Annotated in this window: 20 protein-coding genes; 13 read left to right on the top strand and 7 right to left on the bottom strand. The window is 69.7% G+C overall.

Going from position 1 to position 18,782, the window contains the following annotated elements:
• The first annotated feature begins 25 nt into the window (after nt 1-25).
• The gene (locus ABDW61_RS01270) at nt 26-790 is read left to right on the top strand and encodes an IclR family transcriptional regulator (RefSeq protein ID WP_343635395.1); all 765 of its coding nucleotides are present in this window, start codon (nt 26-28) and stop codon (nt 788-790) included.
• Between the two features lie 57 nt (nt 791-847).
• Here ABDW61_RS01270 and ABDW61_RS01265 read toward each other — a convergent pair whose 3' ends face one another.
• Nucleotides 848-1,651 (bottom strand): UPF0149 family protein, encoded by an 804-nt coding sequence (locus ABDW61_RS01265; RefSeq protein WP_343635393.1) that lies wholly within the window; start codon nt 1,649-1,651, stop codon nt 848-850.
• The gene (locus ABDW61_RS01260) at nt 1,648-2,622 is read right to left on the bottom strand and encodes a LysR family transcriptional regulator (protein WP_343635391.1); all 975 of its coding nucleotides are present in this window, start codon (nt 2,620-2,622) and stop codon (nt 1,648-1,650) included. Before ABDW61_RS01260 ends, ABDW61_RS01265 begins: the two co-directional genes overlap by 4 nt.
• A 251-nt stretch (nt 2,623-2,873) precedes the next feature.
• Here ABDW61_RS01260 and ABDW61_RS01255 point away from each other — a divergent pair, with 251 nt between their 5' ends.
• Complete coding sequence (locus tag ABDW61_RS01255; RefSeq protein WP_343635389.1) at nt 2,874-3,116, top strand: hypothetical protein; 243 nt, start codon at nt 2,874-2,876, stop codon at nt 3,114-3,116.
• Nucleotides 3,117-3,309: 193 nt separating this feature from the next.
• On the opposite strand, the gene ABDW61_RS01250 is transcribed toward ABDW61_RS01255, so the two are convergent.
• Nucleotides 3,310-5,178 carry a phosphoenolpyruvate carboxykinase (GTP) gene (locus ABDW61_RS01250; protein WP_343635387.1) on the bottom strand — a complete coding sequence of 623 codons (1,869 nt, stop codon included), beginning with the start codon at nt 5,176-5,178 and terminating at the stop codon, nt 3,310-3,312.
• Between the two features lie 394 nt (nt 5,179-5,572).
• Between ABDW61_RS01250 and ABDW61_RS01245 the strand changes: the two genes are divergently transcribed.
• From ABDW61_RS01245 to ABDW61_RS01235, 3 genes are all read left to right on the top strand, one after another.
• A complete protein-coding gene (locus ABDW61_RS01245) occupies nt 5,573-6,256 on the top strand; it encodes a PEP-CTERM sorting domain-containing protein (RefSeq protein ID WP_343635385.1) in 684 nt (227 codons plus the stop codon).
• 189 nt (nt 6,257-6,445) lie between these two features.
• Entirely contained in the window at nt 6,446-7,795 is a 1,350-nt protein-coding gene (locus ABDW61_RS01240) for a GAF domain-containing protein (protein ID WP_343635383.1), read from the top strand.
• Entirely contained in the window at nt 7,761-8,333 is a 573-nt protein-coding gene (locus ABDW61_RS01235; RefSeq protein WP_343635381.1) for an MOSC domain-containing protein, read from the top strand. Before ABDW61_RS01240 ends, ABDW61_RS01235 begins: the two co-directional genes overlap by 35 nt.
• Before the next feature lie 232 nt (nt 8,334-8,565).
• Here the strand turns inward: ABDW61_RS01235 and ABDW61_RS01230 are convergent, their stop codons facing one another.
• A complete protein-coding gene (locus tag ABDW61_RS01230) occupies nt 8,566-9,642 on the bottom strand; it encodes an alkene reductase (protein ID WP_343635379.1) in 1,077 nt (358 codons plus the stop codon).
• Between the two features lie 247 nt (nt 9,643-9,889).
• Between ABDW61_RS01230 and ABDW61_RS01225 the strand changes: the two genes are divergently transcribed.
• Entirely contained in the window at nt 9,890-11,110 is a 1,221-nt protein-coding gene (locus ABDW61_RS01225; RefSeq protein WP_343635377.1) for a hypothetical protein, read from the top strand.
• Here the strand turns inward: ABDW61_RS01225 and ABDW61_RS01220 are convergent.
• Nucleotides 11,101-11,250, bottom strand: coding sequence for a hypothetical protein (locus ABDW61_RS01220; protein ID WP_343635375.1), 150 nt, complete (start codon nt 11,248-11,250; stop codon nt 11,101-11,103). The two genes, ABDW61_RS01225 and ABDW61_RS01220, sit on opposite strands and share 10 nt — an antisense overlap.
• 70 nt (nt 11,251-11,320) lie before the next feature.
• Between ABDW61_RS01220 and rlmJ the strand changes: the two genes are divergently transcribed.
• The gene (gene rlmJ, locus ABDW61_RS01215; RefSeq protein WP_343635373.1) at nt 11,321-12,175 is read left to right on the top strand and encodes a 23S rRNA (adenine(2030)-N(6))-methyltransferase RlmJ; all 855 of its coding nucleotides are present in this window, start codon (nt 11,321-11,323) and stop codon (nt 12,173-12,175) included.
• A gap of 7 nt (nt 12,176-12,182) precedes the next feature.
• Here the strand turns inward: rlmJ and ABDW61_RS01210 are convergent, their stop codons facing one another.
• The gene (locus ABDW61_RS01210; RefSeq protein WP_343635371.1) at nt 12,183-12,824 is read right to left on the bottom strand and encodes an NAD(P)-dependent oxidoreductase; all 642 of its coding nucleotides are present in this window, start codon (nt 12,822-12,824) and stop codon (nt 12,183-12,185) included.
• Nucleotides 12,825-12,944: 120 nt separating this feature from the next.
• On the opposite strand from ABDW61_RS01210, the gene ABDW61_RS01205 reads away from it, so the two are divergent.
• Entirely contained in the window at nt 12,945-13,865 is a 921-nt protein-coding gene (locus ABDW61_RS01205; RefSeq protein WP_343635369.1) for a LysR family transcriptional regulator, read from the top strand.
• Nucleotides 13,866-13,896: 31 nt separating this feature from the next.
• The gene (locus tag ABDW61_RS01200; protein WP_343635367.1) at nt 13,897-14,571 is read left to right on the top strand and encodes a CAAX prenyl protease-related protein; all 675 of its coding nucleotides are present in this window, start codon (nt 13,897-13,899) and stop codon (nt 14,569-14,571) included.
• 24 nt (nt 14,572-14,595) lie between these two features.
• Here the strand turns inward: ABDW61_RS01200 and ABDW61_RS01195 are convergent, their stop codons facing one another.
• A complete protein-coding gene (locus ABDW61_RS01195; protein ID WP_343635365.1) occupies nt 14,596-15,360 on the bottom strand; it encodes a helix-turn-helix transcriptional regulator in 765 nt (254 codons plus the stop codon).
• A 139-nt stretch (nt 15,361-15,499) separates the two neighbouring features.
• Here ABDW61_RS01195 and ABDW61_RS01190 point away from each other — a divergent pair, with 139 nt between their 5' ends.
• The 4 genes from ABDW61_RS01190 to ABDW61_RS01175 all read left to right on the top strand — a co-directional run bounded on the left by ABDW61_RS01190 (nt 15,500) and on the right by ABDW61_RS01175 (nt 18,754).
• The gene (locus ABDW61_RS01190; protein WP_343635364.1) at nt 15,500-16,750 is read left to right on the top strand and encodes a hypothetical protein; all 1,251 of its coding nucleotides are present in this window, start codon (nt 15,500-15,502) and stop codon (nt 16,748-16,750) included.
• 168 nt (nt 16,751-16,918) lie between these two features.
• Entirely contained in the window at nt 16,919-17,389 is a 471-nt protein-coding gene (locus tag ABDW61_RS01185) for a YiaA/YiaB family inner membrane protein (protein ID WP_343635362.1), read from the top strand.
• A 64-nt stretch (nt 17,390-17,453) separates the two neighbouring features.
• On the top strand, nt 17,454-17,897 hold the full coding sequence (locus ABDW61_RS01180) for a hypothetical protein (protein WP_343635360.1): 444 nt from the start codon (nt 17,454-17,456) through the stop codon (nt 17,895-17,897).
• A gap of 5 nt (nt 17,898-17,902) precedes the next feature.
• On the top strand, nt 17,903-18,754 hold the full coding sequence (locus ABDW61_RS01175) for a DUF2145 domain-containing protein (protein ID WP_343635358.1): 852 nt from the start codon (nt 17,903-17,905) through the stop codon (nt 18,752-18,754).
• The last annotated feature ends 28 nt before the right edge of the window (nt 18,755-18,782 follow it).

Raw genomic sequence — 18,782 nt, 5'->3', positions numbered from 1 at the left:
GGGATTTCCCGTGCCAGAAACAGAGTTGCCCAGTGCGGACGCCTCCGAACGCAGTGGCGTCGCCGTGCTCGACCGGGCGTTCGCCCTGTTGGGGGCCTTCGGCCAGGACGACGACAGCCTGACCCTGGCCGAACTGTCGCGGCGGACCGGCCTCTACAAGAGCACGGTGTTGCGCCTGCTGACCGCGCTCGAGCACGGCGGCTTCGTGCGCAAGCTGCCCGATGGCCAGTACGCGATCGGGCCAGCGCCGCTGCGCCTGGCCACCCTCTATCAGCGCTCGTTCCAGGTGGGCCCCGTCGTCGAGCCGCTGCTCAAGCAGCTCAGCGCAGACACCGGCGAGACCGCTTCCTTCTACGTCCGTCATGGCGATGCCCGCATCGCGCTCTACCGCTGGGAGCCCGCCCGCTCGGTGCGCGCGGCGGTGGCGGTCGGCGAGCAGTACGCCCTGCACCAGGGCGCTTCGGGCAAGGTGCTGTGCGCCTTCTCGCAGGACCGGCGCGAGCACCTGGACGCGATCCGCGCGCGCGCCTGGGCGGCCTCGTATGGCGAGCGCGAACCGGACACGGCCTCGGTCGCGGCGCCGGTGTTCTCGGTGGAGGGCCGCGTGCACGGGGCGATCGCGGTCTCGGGGCCGCGGGTGAGGCTCGCGCCGCCGGCAGCGATGTTCGCCGCCTGCCGCGCGGTGCTCGCCGCCGCACGCGAAGCCAGCCGTTTGCTCGGCGGCGACGTGACGCGCCTGGAAGCGGCCATGGCCACACTGAGCGCCGCCGACTTCACGCCGGGCGGCTGAGGACACGGCCATGAAAAACGCCGGCGCGAAGGCCGGCGTTCATCGGGGCGTCGGCGCTCAGGCGGCGCCGTGGCAGTTCTTGAACTTCTTGCCCGAGCCGCAGTGGCAGGGGTCGTTGCGGCCGAGCTTGGGCGCGTCGCGGCGCACCTGCTCGACGTGATACCGCTCCGCCTCGGTCGCCTCCTGCAGATCCACCACCGTCAGGATCAGGTCCTCGATCGCCTCATCGATGTTCTTGAGCGGATGCTCGCGATTCAGCGTCTCGACGATCTCCTTCTCTTCCGGCGTCTCGGCCGGCAGATGGCGGTACAGGCGCGCCAGCAGCGCATTGATGTTGTCGTCGGCCTGCTCGTGCAGGTCGGGGAAGGTCACGGCGGCGTATTCGAAGCCGCCCACCCAGGGCAGCAGCGCACGGGTGATCGGATCGTCGGGCAGTTGCACGGCATCCGGATCGGTGCCTTCGGCGGCAGCGGCGTCGGCCGCCGCTTCGACGGCATCTTCCACCTTTTCGGCGGCTTCCTCTGCGTCCGTGCCGGCTTCAGCGTCCAGATCCAGCACCACCGGGTAGAACCAGCCCTGCTCCAGCATGCTCTGGTTCAGCGACGCGAAACGGCGCTCCACCAGCGCGCGGATGCGGGCCAGCCAGGCGGGATCGACGTCGGCCGGCAGCGGGCGGCCTTCGTAGTCGAAGACCGGTGGCAGCCACTCCTCGATCGGGATCAGGCGCGGCTGCACCAGCACGCCGGCGAGGTAGCCGTCCAGCATCGAAGCATCCAGCGGCTCGAGCGGCTCGGGCGTGGCGGCGAGGAGATCGTCGAGTTCATCGAACTCGGCGTCGGAAAGGTCGTGGGCAATGCTCATGGGGCGCGATTGTCGCCGCTGACGCCCGCCAGCGCCGCCCCCGCCGGCTGCGCCACCGAATCGATGAGACGCTCGCGCATCCAGCGCTGGGCGCTGCGGTCCTCGTTGCGCAGATGCCAGAGCAGGTCGACGTGCACCGGCGACAGCGACATCGGCAGCGGGCGGTAGATCAGCGACTCCTGATAGCCGGTGGCCGTGATGAAGGATTGCGGCAACACCGTGAGCAGGTCGGAATGGGCCACGACCCGGCCCGCGGTGAAGAACTGGTTGACGGTCAGCGCGATCCGGCGGCTGCGCTTGAGCGCCGCCAGGGCCTCGTCGACGAATCCGTACGGACGGCCCGAGAAGCTCACCAGCAGGTGATGCGCCTGGCAGAAGGTGTCGAGCGTCAGCTCCTGGTCCGCCAGCGGGTGGCCGCGGCGCATCACGCAGACGTAGTACGAGTCGTACAGCCGCTGCTGGCGGATCGCCGCCATGTCGCCCTGCCCCTTCAGCGCCGCGACGGCGGTGGGGAAGTAGCCCAGCGCGAAGTCGGCCTCGCCCTGTTCCAGCAGCGAGCGCGGATCGCGCGTCGTCAGCGGCAGCACATGGACATTGGCCAGCGCCCGCAGCCGCTCCAGCTGCTGCATCAGCGGCGGCAGGATCAGCGCGGCGGTGGCGTCGGCCATCGCCAGGCGGAAGGTGTATTCCTCGGCGGCCGGCTGGTAGTCGCCCGGATCAAGCGCCACCCGCAGCCGCGTCAGCGCCGAGCGGACTTCCGGCCAGAGCCCTTCGGCCCGCGAGGTCGGTTTCATGCCGAAGGCCTGGCGCACGAACAGGTCCTCGCCCAGCGCCTCCCGCAACCGCTTCAGCGCATGGCTGACCGCAGGCTGCGTCATCGACAGGCGCTCGGCCGCGCGAGTCATCGAGCGCTCCGCCATCACGGCGTCGAACACCTTCAGCAGATTCAGGTCGAGGTTCCGAAAGCTCATGGCGGGCACTTCTTCACGAAAGGCGGACGGCCTCCAGCGCGCGTCGAGGCCGGTTCTTGCGCACTTCTTGGCACTTGGCGGGCGGCGCCGTGACGCGCTTCACGGACGGACCGCGTTCCGCCCAATGATATGCACAGCGTTTATACATTCGATGCTCATCTTTCATTGGCGGCATGCCTAGGGGAAACCCTATAGTTCGTTCCGTCGGCTCCAGAAGGGCCGCCAAGAACAAGCCAACAAAGGAAATCGCCATGAGCGTCGCTACTCAAACCTTCGGTCTGCCGCTGAGCCGCACGGTGCGTCGCGGCGGTACGTTCGCCACCATCGGTGCCCGCGTCTGGGCCCGCACCATCACCAACGTGAAGGCCCGCCTGGAAGCCGCCAAGATGGCCCGCGCCGAGCGCGAGCTGCTGGCCCTGGCCGCCCAGTACGAAGAGAGCATGCCCTCCTTCGCCGCTGAATTGCGTGCCGCGAACGCCCGTCGCAACGGCTGAACGCCGACCTGGCCGGGGGCTGTACAGACCCGGCCGTGAGACTCGGAGGTGAGCGCAGGCTCTGAAAGCTGCCCGCTTCCCGGCTCACAAAACAAAAGCCCGCCTCGAATCGCTTCGAGCGGGCTTTGTCATTTCCGGCCCTGCCCGGCCCTGCTGGCCGGGAGGTGTCGATCAAGCAGGGGTCAAGCCGGGGTCAGCCCTGGGCAAGACGCTGCTCGATCCGGGCCTTCGTGGCCGGCAGTTCGGCGGGCAGGCCCTGGGCCAGTTGCACGAACAGTTCGTCGTGCAGCTTCAACTCGGTCGCCCAGTCGTCGCTGGAGATGTGCGTGACGGTCTTGAACTGCTCCGGCGTGAAGGCCAGACCCTGCCAGTTCAGGTCCTCATAGCGCGGGCTCGTGCCGAAGGCGTGCTCGACGCCCCGGCCCTGGCCGTCGACGCGCTCGAGCATCCACTTCAGCACGCGCATGTTCTCGCCGTAGCCGGGCCACACGAACTTGCCGTCGGCGCCCTTGCGGAACCAGTTGACGCAGAAGATCTTCGGCAGCTTCGCGCCAGAGCCCGCCAGCTTCGCGCCCAGCGACAGCCAGTGCTGGAAGTAGTCGGCCATGTTGTAGCCCATGAAGGGCAGCATCGCGAAGGGGTCGCGGCGCACGACGCCCTGCTGGCCGGCGGCCGCGGCGGTCGTTTCCGAGCCCATCGTGGCGGCCATGTAGACGCCTTCGGTCCAGTCGCGCGCCTCGGTCACCAGCGGCACGGTCGTCGAGCGGCGGCCACCGAAGATGAAGGCGTCGATCGCCACGCCGGCCGGGTTGTCCCACTCCGCATCCAGCGCCGGGTTGTTGGTCGCGGCGACGGTGAAGCGGGCGTTCGGATGAGCGGCCTTGGCGCCGGTCTCCTTGGCGATGGCCGGGGTCCAGTCCTTGCCCTGCCAGTCGATCAGGTGGTCCGGGGCGGTGTCGGTCATGCCTTCCCACCAGACGTCGCCATCGTCGGTCAGCGCGACGTTGGTGAAGATGACGTCCTTGTCCAGGCTGGCCATGCAATTCGGGTTGGTCTTCTGGTTCGTGCCGGGGGCGACGCCGAAGTAGCCCGCTTCCGGGTTGATCGCGTACAGGCGGCCATCCTTGCCGGGCTTGATCCAGGCGATGTCGTCGCCGATGGTCGTGACCTTCCAGCCCTCGAAGCCGGCCGGCGGGATCAGCATCGCGAAGTTGGTCTTGCCGCAGGCGCTCGGGAAGGCGGCCGCGACGTGATGCTTCTTGCCCTCGGGCGAGGTGACGCCCAGCACCAGCATGTGTTCGGCCAGCCAGCCCTGATCGCGGCCCATCGTCGAGGCGATGCGCAGCGCGAAGCACTTCTTGCCCAGCAGCGCGTTGCCGCCGTAGCCCGAGCCGTAGGACCAGATCTCGCGGGTCTCGGGGTAATGGACGATGTACTTGGTCTTGTTGCAGGGCCACTTGACGTCGGCCTGGCCCGGTTCGAGCGGCGCGCCGACGGTGTGGACGCAGGGGACGAACTCGCCGTTGTCGCCCAGCGTGTCCAGGACCGCGCGGCCCATGCGGGTCATGATGCGCATGTTCACGGCGACATAGGGGCTGTCGGACAGTTCCACGCCGATGTGGGCGATCGGGGAGCCGATCGGGCCCATCGAGAAGGGCACGACATACAGCGTGCGGCCGCGCATCGCGCCCTTGAAGAGCGCCTTGTCACCGGTCTGCAGCAGCGCGCGCATCTCGGCCGGTTCCATCCAGTTGTTGGTCGGGCCGGCGTCGAGCTTGTTCTTCGTGCAGATGAAGGTGCGGTCCTCGACGCGGGCGACGTCGCTGGGGTCGCTCCAGGCGAGGTAGCTGCCCGGGCGCTTGGCCGGGTTCAGCTTCTGGAAGGTGCCGGCGTCGACGAGTTGCTGGCACAGGCGGTCGTACTCGGCCTGGCTGCCGTCGCACCAGTAGACGTCCTTGGCCTCGGTGAGCGCGGCGATCTCGGCGACCCAGGCAATCAGGCGTTGATGCTTGACGTAAGCCGGCACGTTCAGGCGCAAGCCTTCCATTACAGGTTGGTTCATGGCGATTTCCAATTTGAGGATATGAAAAGCGGAATTGGGTCAGCGCCGATCCGGTGGCTCCCGCCTCTGCATCACAGAGGAGGAGACCGCGGGGCTGACCCAATGCCGCGCCTCATGGCTGGTACTTCGCCGAACGATGGTTCCAATGTAATCACGCCGTAACTCGACGGGTGGGCGAGGTTATGCGTTTCTGGAATGGTTTGATGCCGATCCTCCGAATCAGCGAGGCGGCGGCCCATGCAAATGGCGTGCGCGACAGGTGTCGGCCGGCTTTACAAAACGTCCCACGCAACAGGGACACGGTTTCGTAAGTCTTTGTTTTCATTCCTTTTTCGCGGACTGGCCCGTGTCCTGCTTTTAGGGGACCCGCAATTCATTCCCTTCACAGAATTCAATGACCCTCCTCTCCCGCATCGCTGCCGCCGCGGCCCTGTCCGTCGCCGCGCTGAGCGCGCAAGCCGCCACCGTCACGCTGAACACCTATTACAACGGCTGGTACAGCGGCGCCTCCCATCTGGTGGGCAATACCAACACGATCACCGGCTTCTATACCGGCAGCGAGTACCGCAGCTTCTACGCCTTCAACCTGCCGGCCGTGGCCGCGGGCGAGACCATCCTGTCGGCGTCGATCACCTTCCTCGCTGGCAATGGCGCCAATCGCGGCGCGTACGCCGACAAGCACCTGAGCCTGTTCGACTACACCGGCTCGATCGATGCCCTGACCTCGGGCAACGGCGGCGTAGCCGCCTTCGCGGATCTCGGTTCGGGTGCGTCGTACGGCTCGACCGTCGTCAACGGCCTGAACGCCTCGATGTCCGCGGTGACCGTTCAGCTGACCAGCGCGGCCCTGAAGGACCTGCTCGACGCCGGCGCGAACCGTTTCGTGATCGGTGCGGCGCTGCAGGACCCGTTCGTCTCCAACCGTGAAGAAACGCTGTGGTCCGCCTCCGGCGCCAACCCGGCGGCCCGCCTGACGCTGGTCACCGGCCAGGCCATCCCGGAGCCGGGCTCGGTGGCCCTGCTGGGCGCCGCCGCGCTGGCCTTCGGCCTGGCCGGCCGCCGCCGCAAGGCCAAGTAAGCCGAGTCCGCCGGGACGCGTGCAAGGCGTCCCCGGAGCGAAAGCCGCGTCGCGCCAGCGCCGCGGCTTTTTTCATTGGCGGGCAAGACCTGTCGCGCCCCGGGCAACTCCCGACGCGCCGGCGCCTGGCGCCGATCGGGATTGCCTCTATGCTCGGCGCCAGTTCCGTGACGTCGAGGACACCCGCCCATGTCCGCCCTCACCGGCCTCAGCCTCCGCGCCCGCCTGTACCTGGTCCTCGGCCTGGCCCTCGCGCTGGTGGCCTCCTCGGCGCTGCTGGGATGGTGGCAGTCCCGGCAGCTCGCGGCGATCGCGCAGTCGCTCTACGAGGACCGCCTCGTCCCCGTGGACCTGCTGCGCGAGCTGGATCACACGCTCGGCGCCCAGCACCTGGGCGCGCTGCTGATCGCCCAGGCCCAGCAGCCCGACGCCGGCAAGATGGACAGCGCCGGACGCCGGCTCACCGACACGACGCGGCGGCTCTGGTCCCGCTATCTCGAGACCCGCATGGCGCCGGCGGAGTCGGCCTTGATCGTCCGCACGCAACCGCTGCTGGAGCAGCTCTGGACCGCGCTCACCGCCAACCAGCCGCCCACGCCCGACACGCTGCGCGAGCTCAACCAGCGCCGCCTGGCGGCGATGCGCATGCTCGACGAACTGATCGCCTTCCAGCTCAGCCAGGCCCGCGTCGATACCGGGCGCGCGCAGCAGGCCGCCCACGACGCGGCCCGGCTGGGCCTGCTGCTCGTGCTGCTGACCGCGGGGCTGTGCGGCGTCGTCGTCAGCGCCGTGTGGACCCGCTACGACGAGGAGCGCCGCGCCAGCCAGGACTCGCGGACGCGGCTGCAGCAGCTTTACCTGGCGTTGTCGCAGACCAACCAGTTGATCGTGCGCCGCGAGGCCGAGGCCTACGACGATCCGCAGGCCGAGCAGCGCCTGCTCGACGGCATCTGCCGCATCTGCGTCGAGACCGGTCATGCGCGCTTCGCCGCGATCGTGCGCGTCGACGGCGACCAGTTCGAGCGCGTCGCCGAACACGGCCCCGCCGATCGCCTGATGCCCGGCGCGCCGCGCCAATGGACGCGCGAGTCGCCCTTCGGGCGCAGTTCGATGGCCACGCGCGCGATCCTCAGCGGCACGCACCAGGTCAGCAACCGCGCGCTGCAGGACCCCAGCCTGATCGTGCCCGGCGCGCCGGTGATTCCACCGGGGGTTGAATCGATGGCCGCCTTTCCGCTGCGCTGCCGCGGCCAGGTCGCTGGCGCGCTCAGCCTGCTGGCGGGCGAGGCGGACTTCTTTGATCCGCAGGTGCTGGGGCTGATCGACGAGATGGCCGGGGACCTGTCGTTCGCGCTCGAGCATTTGAAGCGCGAGCGCGAGCAGGCGCGCGAGCTCGAACACCTGCGCGATGCGCTGAACCGCTGCGAGACGGGCATGGCGGACACCGCCCCGGCGGCGTTCAGGGCGGAGCCGGAGGCGCCGAGGGCTGCGGCAGAATCGCCCGATGCAACTGATCAGTCTGAACACGGCCCGCGCTGAAGTGCTGCGCATCGATGGGCGCGAGGTGATGTCGGGGATCCGCAAGCGCCCGGTGGACGGGGCGTGCGAGGTCCGGCCGCTTGGCCTGGAGGGCGATGAGCAGGCCGATCCGAGCGTTCACGGCGGCCTGTCCAAGGCGGTCTACGCCTATCCGTCGGAGCATTACGCGTTCTGGCGCACGGTGCGCGCGCAGGCGCAGGTGGCGGGCTGGGACGACGCGTTGCCCTGGGGCGCGATGGGGGAGAACCTGTCGATCGCGGGGCTGCTCGAATCCGACGCCTGGATCGGCGACGTGCTGGTCTTCCCGGACTGCGAGCTCGCCATCAGCGAGCCGCGCTATCCCTGCTTCAAGTTCAACGCGGTGATGGGCTTCAACAAGGCCGCGAAGATGATGAGCCAGAGCGGCTGGTGCGGCTTCTACCTCGCGGTGCGGCAGCCGGGCACCCTCACGGCCGGCCAGGCCTTCACCGTGCGGCCCGGGCCGCGCGAGGTGTCGATCGCGGAGATCTTCCGGTCGAGGGGCAAGGGCAAGGACTGATCCTCCTACTGCGACGGCAGTTGGCCCTCTCCCCTGCCCTCTCCCGCAAGCGGGCGAGGGAGTTCATGCCGGCGACGGTTCGCACGGCTGCATTTCCCATTCGCGCCCACCTACGCTTACACCAGCTCCCCACCCACGCTTACACCAGCTCCCCACCCACTCGCGCCAGCGCGAGGCATTTACCCCCTCGCCCGCTTGCGGGAGAGGGAGGGGAGAGGGCCAGCGGCGCCGCTCAGTCCGCCAGTGCCGGGTAGTCGATGTAGCCCTCGGCGCCGCCGCCATACATGGTGGCGGAGTGGGCCTTCTGCAGCGGCGCATTGAGCTTCAAGCGGCGGACCAGATCCGGATTCGAGATGAAGCTGCGTCCGAACGCCACCGCGTCGGCATGGCCCTTGCTGACGGCGTCGATCGCCATCTCGCGGGTGTAGCCGTTGTTGGCGATGTACACGCCCTTGAAGCGCTGGCGCAGCGCGTCGTAGTCGAACGGCGCCACGTCACGCGGCCCCCCCGTGTGACCTTCGATGACATGCAGGAAGGCCAGCTTCATCGGCGCCAGCTGTTCGACGACATGGTTGAACAGCGCCTGGGCGTTGCTGTCCTGCCCCGCGTCGTTGACCGGCGTGACCGGCGACAGACGCAGGCCGGTGCGGTCGGCGCCGATCGCATCGACGATCGCCTGCATCACCTCGACCAGCAGTCGCGCGCGGTTCTCGATCGAGCCGCCATAGGCGTCGGTGCGGTCGTTGATGCTGTCGCGCAGGAACTGATCCAGCAGATAACCGTTGGCGCCGTGGACCTCGACCGCGTCGAAGCCCGCGGCCATCGCCGCCTTCGCCGCATGGGCGTAAGCCTGCACGATGCCGGGCAGCTCTTCGGCGGCCAGCGCGCGCGGCGCGGCGACCTCGACGAAGCCGTCCTTGGTGAAGGTCTTGCTGTTGGCCTGGCGGTCGGTGGATGACTGCGGCTTGGCACCATCGGGCTGGAACTCGGCATGCGAGATCCGGCCGACGTGCCACAGCTGGACAGCGATCTTGCCGCCGGCTTCATGGACGGCGTCGGTCACCCGCTTCCAGGCCGCGATCTGCTCGGGCGAGTGAATCCCCGGCGTGTCGAGATAGCCCTGGCCTTGCGGCGTGATCTGGGCGCCCTCGCTGATGATCAGACCGGCGGAAGCGCGCTGACGGTAGTACTCCACGGCGAGCGGTCCGGGCACCAGGCCCACGGAGCGGTTGCGCGTCAGCGGGGCCATGACGATGCGGTTGGCCAGCGACACGGCGCCGGCTTGCAAGGGATCGAAGAGACTGGGCATAGCGATTCAGGAATCAGGAAATGGCGTGATCGGAGCGACGGCGCGGCGGGGGGAGGCCGGTCGTCATGGCGCGCAGCTTATCGAGCGATCGCCAGCGGCGCCGCGCCTTGGCGACAGCCCCGACGCCGGCTGGGGCCTTGCGGCCTCCGGGCCGGCCCGCCGGAGCGCTTGGCTACACTCGCCCGGCCGCGTGGGGACGCCGTCCCCGATCGCGACGCGCCGTCCGCCACGACCCGGGAGCCCGCCGATGTCCTCTGGTTCCGCGTTCGATCTCCTGCTCGACGCCCTTCGCCACAATGCTGGCCGGCGCCGGTGGCTGCAAGGTGCGAGCGCGCTGGCGCTGCCGGCTTGGCTCGCGACCGCGAATGCCCAAGGCACGGCGGCCTCCGCCGTGAACGCGGTGCTGCGGGTCGGCCGGGACCATCCGGTGAAGACCCTGGCCGCGGCCGCCGCGCAGGCCAAGCCCGGCATGACCATTGAAGTGCAGGCCGGAGACTATCCGGGCGACGTCGCCGTCTGGCCACAGGACGACCTGACGCTGCGCGCCGTGGGCGGCCGCGCGAGGATGCTGGCGAATGGCGCGCACGCACAGGGCAAGGGGATCTTCGTCACCAGCGGCAAGCGGATGACCATCGAAGGCTTCGATTTCATCGGCGCTCGCGTGCCGGATCGCAACGGTGCCGGCATCCGGCTGGAGCGCGGCTCGCTCACGCTGCGGGACTGCCGCTTCCAGGACAACGAGAACGGACTGCTGGCCGCCAACGATCCGGCGATCGAGCTGCGGATCGAGTCCTGCGACTTCGGCGCGATCGCGCCGGGTGACGGTCACACGCACAACTGCTATGTCGGCGCGATCGGCAAGCTGACGGTGATCGCGAGCTACTTCCATCATGGCGCGACGGGTCACCTGTTGAAGACGCGCGCTGCGGTGAACCACGTCTTCTACAACCGCCTGACCGACGAGACCGGCCGCGCGAGCTTCGAGCTCGAGTTCCCGAATGGCGGGCTGGCGCTGGTGATGGGCAACGTGATCCAGCAGAGCGCCGCGACGGAGAACTACCACCTGATCGCCTATGGCAACGAGGGGCTCTCGAACCGCCGCAACGAACTGCACCTGATCAACAACACGCTGGTGGACCGCAGGCCGCAGGGCGGCGTGTATCTGCGCATGGCCCAGCCGGCGCAGAAGCTGCGGCTGATCAACAACCTGCTGCACGGCAAGCACGAGCTGCCCGGCGGACCGGACCGCGAGCAGCATCACAACTACTTCGTCGAACTGGACAGCTTCATCGATCCGGACCGCTACGACTTCCGCCTGCGGCCCGGCTCGCCCCTGTTCGGGCGGGCGGTGGACGCGGGCGTCGTGGACGGCCAGCCGCTGCGGCCAGCGATGCAATACCAGCATCCGTGCGCGCTGAAGGAGGTCCCGGCGGGGACTGCGTACACGCCGGGGGCGTTTCAGGTCTGAAGCGCGCGTTGCTTTGCTTCGCGCTCTTCCTTGAGTTCGAAAAGTCGCACGATGTCGATGTGCTGGACGCTGCCGATGATTGCCTCTTCGAGTGCGGTCTGCTGCGGACCTCCAGCAACGGATGGAAATCCTGCGCCCATTTCGGAGGCTCGCTTTTCACCCGCGTCGCGATTTCGCGACGCTCGCGCCGCGCGCGCTACAGTCCTGCCCATGCTCGCTTACCGACACGCATTCCACGCCGGCAACCATGCCGACGTGCTCAAACACCTCGTGCTGGCCGAGGTCCTGCGCTACATGGGGGAGAAGGACAAGGCCTACACCGTGGTGGACACCCATGCCGGCGCCGGCGGCTACGCCCTGGACGGCCGCTATGCCCAGAAGAACGCTGAGCACCTGGGCGGCATCGCCGCCCTTTACGCCCGCACCGACCTGCCCGAGCCGCTCCAGCACTACGTCCAGCTCGTGCATGACTTCAACCCCGGCCGCAAGCTCGAGCAGTACCCGGGCTCGCCCGCGATCGCGCGCTTCCTGATGCGCGAGCAGGACCGCCTGCGCGCCTACGAGCTCCATCCCACCGACCACCGCATCCTCGCGAGCTACCTCGAGGACCGCCCCAACACCCAAGTGCTGCTGCAGGACGGCTTCGCCTCGCTGAAGGCGGAACTGCCGCCGCCGTCGCGCCGCGGCGTCGTGCTGATCGACCCGCCCTACGAGATCAAGGCCGACTACGGCAAGGTCGTCGCCGCCCTGCGCGAGGCCCTGCAGCGCTTCGCCGACGGCACCGTCGCGATCTGGTATCCGCAGCTGCAGACCATCGAATCGGTGCAGCTCGTGCAGCGCATGAAGTCCGTCGCCGAGTCCGCCGCCAAGAAAGGCTGGCTGCATGTGCGCCTGACCGTCGCGCAGGCCGACGAGCGCGGCTTCGGGATGATGGGCAGCGGCATGTTCGTCGTGAACCCGCCCTTCGTGCTGCACGACAAGCTGGCCGAATGCCTGCCCACGCTGGTGGACACGCTCGGCCAGTACGACGACGCCAACTACCTGCTCGAACTGCAGGCCGCCTGAGGCGCGCTCAGTAGCCGACGGTGAAGCGGCGGCGGATGTGCTGCGGCCGCTCGAGTTCGTCGACGATGGCCACCGCCAGGTCCGCCGTCGACACATGCGCGGGGCCGTTGGCGTCCATCACCGGCGTGTCCAGGCTCACGCGGTAGCTGCCGCGGCGCTCGCCCGGCTCCAGGTGCACGGCGGGCGACAGGAAGGTCCAGTCGAGCGAGCTCTCCTGGCGGATGAGGTTGAGCGCCTCGCGGGCCGCGAGCGCGCCCTGCTTCCATTCGGCGGGGAATTCCGGCGTGTCGACCAGTTGCACGCCCGGCGCCGCGTACAGGCTGCCGGCGCCGCCCACGACGATCAGGCGCTTCACGCCGGCACGCTTCACGCCGTCGTAGATCGCGCGGGTGCCTTCCAGGAACTCGGTGTGGATGTCCGGCACCGACCAGCCCGGGTTGAAGGCGTTGACCACGGCGTCGGCGCCCTCGACGGCCGCGGCCACTTGATCGGCCCGCTTGGCATCGGCCTTCACCACGGTCAGTCCGGCGCGCGCCGTCAGCTTGGCCGGATCGCGGGCCAGCGCGACGACGTCATGGCCGCGGGCCAGCAGTTCCTTGAGCACTTCGCTGCCGACAAAGCCGGTCGGTCCGATCAGGGCGACTTTCATGGGGAATCCTTTCGAGGGAAGCGACGGGGTGTCGCGATGGGACGGACTGTAGAAACTTCACAATCGCCTCAGAAGTCCTCAGAATCCGCCTTCATTCTTTAGATCGTCTACACAATCCCCATGCTGGACCAACTGCGCCGGATGGCGGTGCTGGCCACGGTGGTCGAGCAGGGCAGCCTGGTCGCGGCAGCGCGGCAGCTGCAGACCACGACCTCCGCCGTGAGCCAGCAACTGCGCGCGCTGGAGCGCGACATGGGCGTGACGCTGCTGCACCGCTCGACGCGCCGCATCAGCCTGACGCCGGCGGGCGAGCGCTTCGTGCAGGGCTGCCAGGCGATGCTGACTGCGGCGCGCGAGGCGCAGACCCAGCTGCATCACCTGCGCGACGCGCCCGAAGGCGAGCTGCGCATCAGCGCCCCGGTGGGGGCGGCGCGGCAGATCGGCCCGGCGCTGGCGCCGCTGCTGGCGGCCCATCCCGGCATGACGCTGCACCTGGAAGTCGACGACGGCTTCACCGACCTCGTGGCCAAGCGCATCGACCTGGCGGTGCGCTTCGGCCGGCTGCCCGACAGCAGCTGGGTCGCGCAGCGCATCGGGCAGAAGACGGTGGGGCTCTACGCGGCGCCGGCCTATCTGGCGCGGCGCGGCGTGCCGGCCTCGATGTCCGACCTGACGCGTCACGACTGGCTGCTCCTGCGCTCGGATGCCGGGGGAGTCCGGAGCCTCTCGCTCGCCGGACCGGAGGGGCGCGAGGAGATCCTGCGCGTGAGCCCGCGCGCGACCAGCAACAACCAGCTCAGCCTGCAGCAGTTCTGCGAGGCCGGCATGGGACTGGCGATGCTGGGCGCCGAGGACGTCGACGAATCCCAGGCGCAGGGCCGGCTGCTGCCCTTGCTGCCGGGCTGGTCGCTGCCGGCGCTGCCGGTGTACGCGATGACGCCGCAGCGCGATGCGCAGCCGGCCAAGGTGCGCCACGCCATCGAGTCGCTGCGCCACGCATTCGCGGGGGCGCGCGGCGAGGTCCCGCCCCCGCCCGCATGATCCTGCCGCGCCGCGCCGCTACATTCGCCGCATGCCATTGAGTCAAGCCGCCTGGGCCCGCATCGTCCCCTTCGCGCTGTTCATGCTGCTGCTGGCGCTGCGCGGCGCGTTGCCGGAGCACAACGCGTGGGGTCTCGATCCTCGCTGGATCTACGCGCTGAACCTCCTCGTCGTTGGCGGCGCGCTGGCGTGGTTCTGGCGCGGCTATGGCGAACTCGCGCGTCAGAACCGGCCGACGGCCGCCGAGGCCGGCCTGAGCGTCGCGACCGGGCTGATCGTCTTCGCCCTGTGGATCACGCTGGACGCGCCGTGGATGCAGCTGGGCGAGCCGACGGCGGGCTTCGTGCCGAGGACGCCGGAGGGCGGGCTCGACTGGCCGCTGATCGGGGTGCGCTGGCTGGGCGCGACGCTGCTGGTGCCGGTGATGGAGGAGCTGTTCTGGCGCGGCTTCCTGATGCGCTGGATCACCAGCCCGCAGTTCGAGACGGTCGATCCGCGCGCGGCGGGACTGCGGGCGCTGGTGATCTCGACCTTCGTGTTCATGCTGGCGCACACGCTGTGGCTGGCGGCGATCGTCGCGGGCGCAGCCTACGCGTGGCTCTACCAGCGCACCGGCAAGCTGTGGACGGGCGTCATCGCGCACGCGGTGACGAACGGCGTGCTGGGGCTGTGGGTCGTGTACAGCGGGCGCTGGGAGTTCTGGTGAGCCGCGCACGCCGGCCCGCCGCCTTCAGCGCTTGAGCGCCCGGGCCGCGCCCATCGGGCGCTGCAGGTGCTTGAATCGCTCGAACAGCCAGCAGCGCATGCCCATCACGAGCGTGAACTGGCGTTTCTCCTCGTCCGGCAGCTTCTGGTCGAGCAGGTGCTGACGCGCAAAGTCCTCGGCCACGCGCTGCAGCCGGTCACGCAGTTCGCGGGCCATGCCGGGGCTGAGCTGGCCATGGACCAGCATCAGCAGTTCCGCGTCGCCATCGAAGCCGCCCGCGAAGAAGTCCTGCATCACGTTGTCGCGGAAGAAGCCCATCACCGGCCCCTGCGGCCGCCAGCGGAAGGTCTTGGCCACCTGCAGCCGGTAGCGGTTGAGCGGGCGCAGTTCGATGATTCCGAGCCGGTCCAGCTGCGCGAGCGCGCGCGTCACGTCGGCCTCGGTCATCCGGTAGGTCGCGACGATCTGCTCGAAGCTCCATTGGCTCAGGCAGCAGATGGCGGTCAGCAGCAGCTTCTCGTCGGCGACCACCTCGCGCTCCTGCTGCAGCGTGAGTTCGCGGCGCAGCGGCTGTGATCGCGCCAGGCGCTGCGAAAGCTCGGCGAAATCGGTCTTGAGCACACGGCAGATCTCGTCGATGCGCGACAGCGGCATCTCCCCGCCCGACGCGAACATGCGCTTCACGCTGGACTCGGACAACGCCAGCTCCTTGGCGAGTTGCGCGTAGCTGATGCCGGACTGCTTCAATTCGGCCTTGATGAGATCGATGAGGGATTGCGTGCTCGCCATGGGCGCGGACGTTAGCGCAGATCGGTAGCGGCCACCGAGACCGCCGGGCTCGCGCGGCGCTACCGGCAGGACGGGACGGCGGCATCCGGCGCGCTTCTGCCGACCATCGCGCCCATCCCCACTTCCACCGGCGCCGACCATGCTCCGACGACGTCATCTCCTGTGCTGCGGCGCCGCCGCGGCGGCGGGTCTGTTCAGCGCGCTCGCGGCCGAGGCCGGCCCCTTCCGCAATCCCTGCGGCCATCCGGCGCCGCCGATCGACGGGGTCGATCCGGATTGGCTGGAACGGATCTGGGAGGGCATCGACCCCGCGCAGCTTTGGGACGTCCACGCTCATCTGATCGGTACCGGCGATTCCGGTTCGGGCTGCTGGATCGCGCCGTCGCTGTCGCAGTGGTGGCATCCGGTGGAGGTCGCCCGCAAGCACGCGATCCTCAACGGCGCCTGCGTCGATGCCGCCGCGGTCGCCTCGCGTGGCGTCGACCGCGCCTACGTCCGGCGGCTCACCGCGCTGGCCGATGCCTTCCCGGCCGGCGCGCGCTGGCTGCTCTTCGCCTTCGACGAGGCCGTCGACGACACCGGCGCCCGCCGGCCCGACTGGACCACCTTCCACGTCCCCGACGCCTACGCGCGTGCCGTCGCCGCCGAGCGTCCCGACCGCTTCGCCTGGGTCGCGAGCATCCATCCGCACCGCGAGGACGCGCTGGCGCGCCTGGACCGCGCGATCGCCGGCGGCGCGCTGGCGATCAAGTGGCTGCCCAGCAGCATGGCGATCGATCTGCGTGACGTGCGCCTGCGCCCGTTCTACGACCGTCTGGCCGCCTCGCGGCTTCCTCTCATCGTCCATTGCGGCGAGGAACACGCCGTCCCCGGCGCAGGCCGCCAGGACCTCGGCAATCCCCTGCTGCTGCGCGAACCCTTGCGCCACGGCGTGCGCGTGATCGCGGCGCACTGCGCCTCGCTCGGCCAGGCGATGGACCTCGACCAGCCGCGCCCGCGCCCCGCGCAGGCCTTCGACCTCTTCGCGCGCCTGATGGACGAACCAGCCTGGCGGGGCCTGCTGCTGGGCGACGTCTCGGCGATGTTCCAGTTCAATCGCCGCCCCGAGGTCTGGCGCACCGTGCTGCGCCGCCAGGACTGGCACGAGCGCCTGCTGCACGGCTCGGACTACCCGCTGCCGGGGGTACTGCCGCTGGTGCGCCTGCCGCAACTCGTCCGGGCCGGGGTACTCGACGAGGCCCACGTCGCTCCTTTGGGGGCATTGCGGAATCACCACCCGCTGATGTTTGATCTCGCCCTCAAGCGGCTGGCCCGATGGCAGGGGGACCGGCTGGGCGCCACGGTGTTCGCCACCGCCCGGCATTTCCCCCTGCCCGCCCCCCGGCAGTAGCACCGATCGATACCGGAGCAGGCGGGCGGCGATACTCGCCGCGATTCCAGGAGGAGCCCGGGACGATCGCGGCGACAGTCGCGCATCGTCACCGGACACCCCCTCATACCGGGGCGGCGACTCCGGCAACTCAATCAGGCCCCAGGGCCCTTCAGGAGGAACGCAATCATGAACACCCCCCACATCCGCATCCAGCGCGACACCCAGGCCTGGCGCTATCAGGTGTGGATCTCCTTTGGCATCAGCGTGGCGCTGTGCGCCATCGGCCTGGCCTGGCTGCCCGGCGCCGACCTGGACCGCGCCTTCATGGTCATGGGCTATGTGTTCTGCCTGTCCACCGCCTTCGCGCTGTCCAAGTACATCCGCGACAACCAGTCGGCCCGTTCCGACACGCCGATGTGGGGCCTGGTCGTCTGGAGCGGCTTCGGCCTGGCCATGGCGCTGACCGGCTGGGGTCTGTGGCGCATGGAGATCCAGCCCGTCTGGAAGGCCTATCTGCTGGTCTGCTGGCTCTATCTGATCTCCAACGTCTTCACGCTGGCCAAGATGCTGCGCGACAGCCATGAGGCCGACCTCGCCGAAGCCCGCCTGCAAGGCCGCCGCGAAGCCCATCGCGAAGCCGTCGCCACCGCCGAATGAGCCCCCGGATGAGCCGCCGGATCAGCGCCTCCCCCACCCGCCAGCGCCCTCCAGGAGTTCCGCCATGCGTTCCCGTCTCGCACTGATCAGCATCCTGTCCGCCGCCGCCCTGGCGCTCGGCGCGGCCCGCCCTGCCGCCGCCCATGGCGGTCCGAGCGACGCCAGCCTCGCACTGTCGGCCGTGCCGGTCGCGATCTCGGTCGTGGCGCCGTCCGCCGTGCTGGTCGCCGGCGCCTCGCTGGTCGTCGTCGCGGTCGAGACCACCGCCCGCGGCACCGTCTGGGTGCTGGAGCGCGCCTCCGATGGCGTGCGCATCAGCGTCGAGTTCTCGGGCAAGGTCGTCGTCGGCGCCGCCACGTCGATCGGCACCGCCGTCGTCGTGACCGCGATCAGCACCGGCTACGTGCTGTCCGCCGCCGGCGAGGCGATCGCCTTCATCCCCAACGAGATCGGCGCCTCGCTGCTCTACAACGAGCGCGTCACCGACAAGGACCGCGTCTCGCGTTGAGCCCCATGCCGGCGAAGCCCTCCCCGCTGTCTCTCCCCGCCTCGCCGCGGGCCGCCCTGGCCGCGGCCGCGCTGGGCGCGCTGCTCGCGGCTGGACCGGCCTTCGCCGGGCGGCCGTGCGAGAACAAGGCGCCCACACCCGACCAGATCAAGCGCGGCATGGACCTGGCCCAGGCCACCGCCGCCGCGCTGGACCGCAGCGGCGCCGAGGTCGTGCTGCTGGCGCGCGCCGGCCAGGACCTGAGCGGCTACGGGTTGCGTTGGTCGCATGTCGGCTTCGTCTACCGCGACACGGCCGGCAGCGGCGCCGGTGCCAGGCCCGTCTGGCGCGTGATGCACAAGCTCAACCAGTGCGGCACGGCGCTCGCCGATGTCTATCGGCAGGGCCTGGGCGAGTTCTTCATGGACAACCCCTACCGCTACGAGGCGGCCTTCTCGGTGCTCAAGCCGGAGCTGCAGCAGTCGCTGCTGCCGCTGCTGCGCGAGAACGCGCGCGCCGCCGCGCTGCACACGCCGGCGTACAGCATGGTCGCCTACGCCTGGGGGCGCGAGTACCAGCAGAGCAACCAGTGGGCGCTCGAGACGCTGGCCGCCGGCGCCGCGCCGCGCGAGGTCTTCAACCGGGCGCAGGCGCAGGACTGGCTCAGGCGCCAGGGCTACCAGCCGTCGGACCTGCGCCTGAACACCGCCAAGCGCCTGGGTGCGCGCATCGGCATGGCGAACGTCGCCTTCGACGACCATCCCTCCGCGCGCCGCTTCACCGGCCACATCGAGACCACGACCGCCGACACCATCTTCAGCTGGCTGACCCGCACCGGCCTGGGCCAGGCGCCGCAGTCCGTGAAGGCCGGGCCCTGACCGGCCACTGATCCCCTCCTCCCCGACA

Source organism: Roseateles sp. (assembly GCF_039595595.1).
In the GTDB taxonomy this organism is placed as follows: Bacteria; Pseudomonadota; Gammaproteobacteria; order Burkholderiales; family Burkholderiaceae_C; genus Roseateles.
The sequence above is the reverse complement of the archived record's forward strand: the minus strand, read 5'-3'. Positions and strand labels throughout refer to the sequence as shown.

What these genes read in the sequence shown, in the direction of transcription:
- ABDW61_RS01265 (WP_343635393.1), bottom strand. Translation starts at nt 1,651, where the DNA reads ATGAGCATTGCCCACGACCTTTCCGACGCCGAGTTCGATGAACTCGAC.
- ABDW61_RS01260 (WP_343635391.1), bottom strand. Translation starts at nt 2,622, where the DNA reads ATGAGCTTTCGGAACCTCGACCTGAATCTGCTGAAGGTGTTCGACGCC.
- ABDW61_RS01255 (WP_343635389.1), top strand. Translation starts at nt 2,874, where the DNA reads ATGAGCGTCGCTACTCAAACCTTCGGTCTGCCGCTGAGCCGCACGGTG.
- ABDW61_RS01250 (WP_343635387.1), bottom strand. Translation starts at nt 5,178, where the DNA reads ATGAACCAACCTGTAATGGAAGGCTTGCGCCTGAACGTGCCGGCTTAC.
- ABDW61_RS01245 (WP_343635385.1), top strand. Translation starts at nt 5,573, where the DNA reads ATGACCCTCCTCTCCCGCATCGCTGCCGCCGCGGCCCTGTCCGTCGCC.
- ABDW61_RS01240 (WP_343635383.1), top strand. Translation starts at nt 6,446, where the DNA reads ATGTCCGCCCTCACCGGCCTCAGCCTCCGCGCCCGCCTGTACCTGGTC.
- ABDW61_RS01235 (WP_343635381.1), top strand. Translation starts at nt 7,761, where the DNA reads ATGCAACTGATCAGTCTGAACACGGCCCGCGCTGAAGTGCTGCGCATC.
- ABDW61_RS01230 (WP_343635379.1), bottom strand. Translation starts at nt 9,642, where the DNA reads ATGCCCAGTCTCTTCGATCCCTTGCAAGCCGGCGCCGTGTCGCTGGCC.
- ABDW61_RS01225 (WP_343635377.1), top strand. Translation starts at nt 9,890, where the DNA reads ATGTCCTCTGGTTCCGCGTTCGATCTCCTGCTCGACGCCCTTCGCCAC.
- ABDW61_RS01220 (WP_343635375.1), bottom strand. Translation starts at nt 11,250, where the DNA reads ATGGGCGCAGGATTTCCATCCGTTGCTGGAGGTCCGCAGCAGACCGCA.
- rlmJ (WP_343635373.1), top strand. Translation starts at nt 11,321, where the DNA reads ATGCTCGCTTACCGACACGCATTCCACGCCGGCAACCATGCCGACGTG.
- ABDW61_RS01210 (WP_343635371.1), bottom strand. Translation starts at nt 12,824, where the DNA reads ATGAAAGTCGCCCTGATCGGACCGACCGGCTTTGTCGGCAGCGAAGTG.
- ABDW61_RS01205 (WP_343635369.1), top strand. Translation starts at nt 12,945, where the DNA reads ATGCTGGACCAACTGCGCCGGATGGCGGTGCTGGCCACGGTGGTCGAG.
- ABDW61_RS01200 (WP_343635367.1), top strand. Translation starts at nt 13,897, where the DNA reads ATGCCATTGAGTCAAGCCGCCTGGGCCCGCATCGTCCCCTTCGCGCTG.
- ABDW61_RS01195 (WP_343635365.1), bottom strand. Translation starts at nt 15,360, where the DNA reads ATGGCGAGCACGCAATCCCTCATCGATCTCATCAAGGCCGAATTGAAG.
- ABDW61_RS01190 (WP_343635364.1), top strand. Translation starts at nt 15,500, where the DNA reads ATGCTCCGACGACGTCATCTCCTGTGCTGCGGCGCCGCCGCGGCGGCG.
- ABDW61_RS01185 (WP_343635362.1), top strand. Translation starts at nt 16,919, where the DNA reads ATGAACACCCCCCACATCCGCATCCAGCGCGACACCCAGGCCTGGCGC.
- ABDW61_RS01180 (WP_343635360.1), top strand. Translation starts at nt 17,454, where the DNA reads ATGCGTTCCCGTCTCGCACTGATCAGCATCCTGTCCGCCGCCGCCCTG.
- ABDW61_RS01175 (WP_343635358.1), top strand. Translation starts at nt 17,903, where the DNA reads ATGCCGGCGAAGCCCTCCCCGCTGTCTCTCCCCGCCTCGCCGCGGGCC.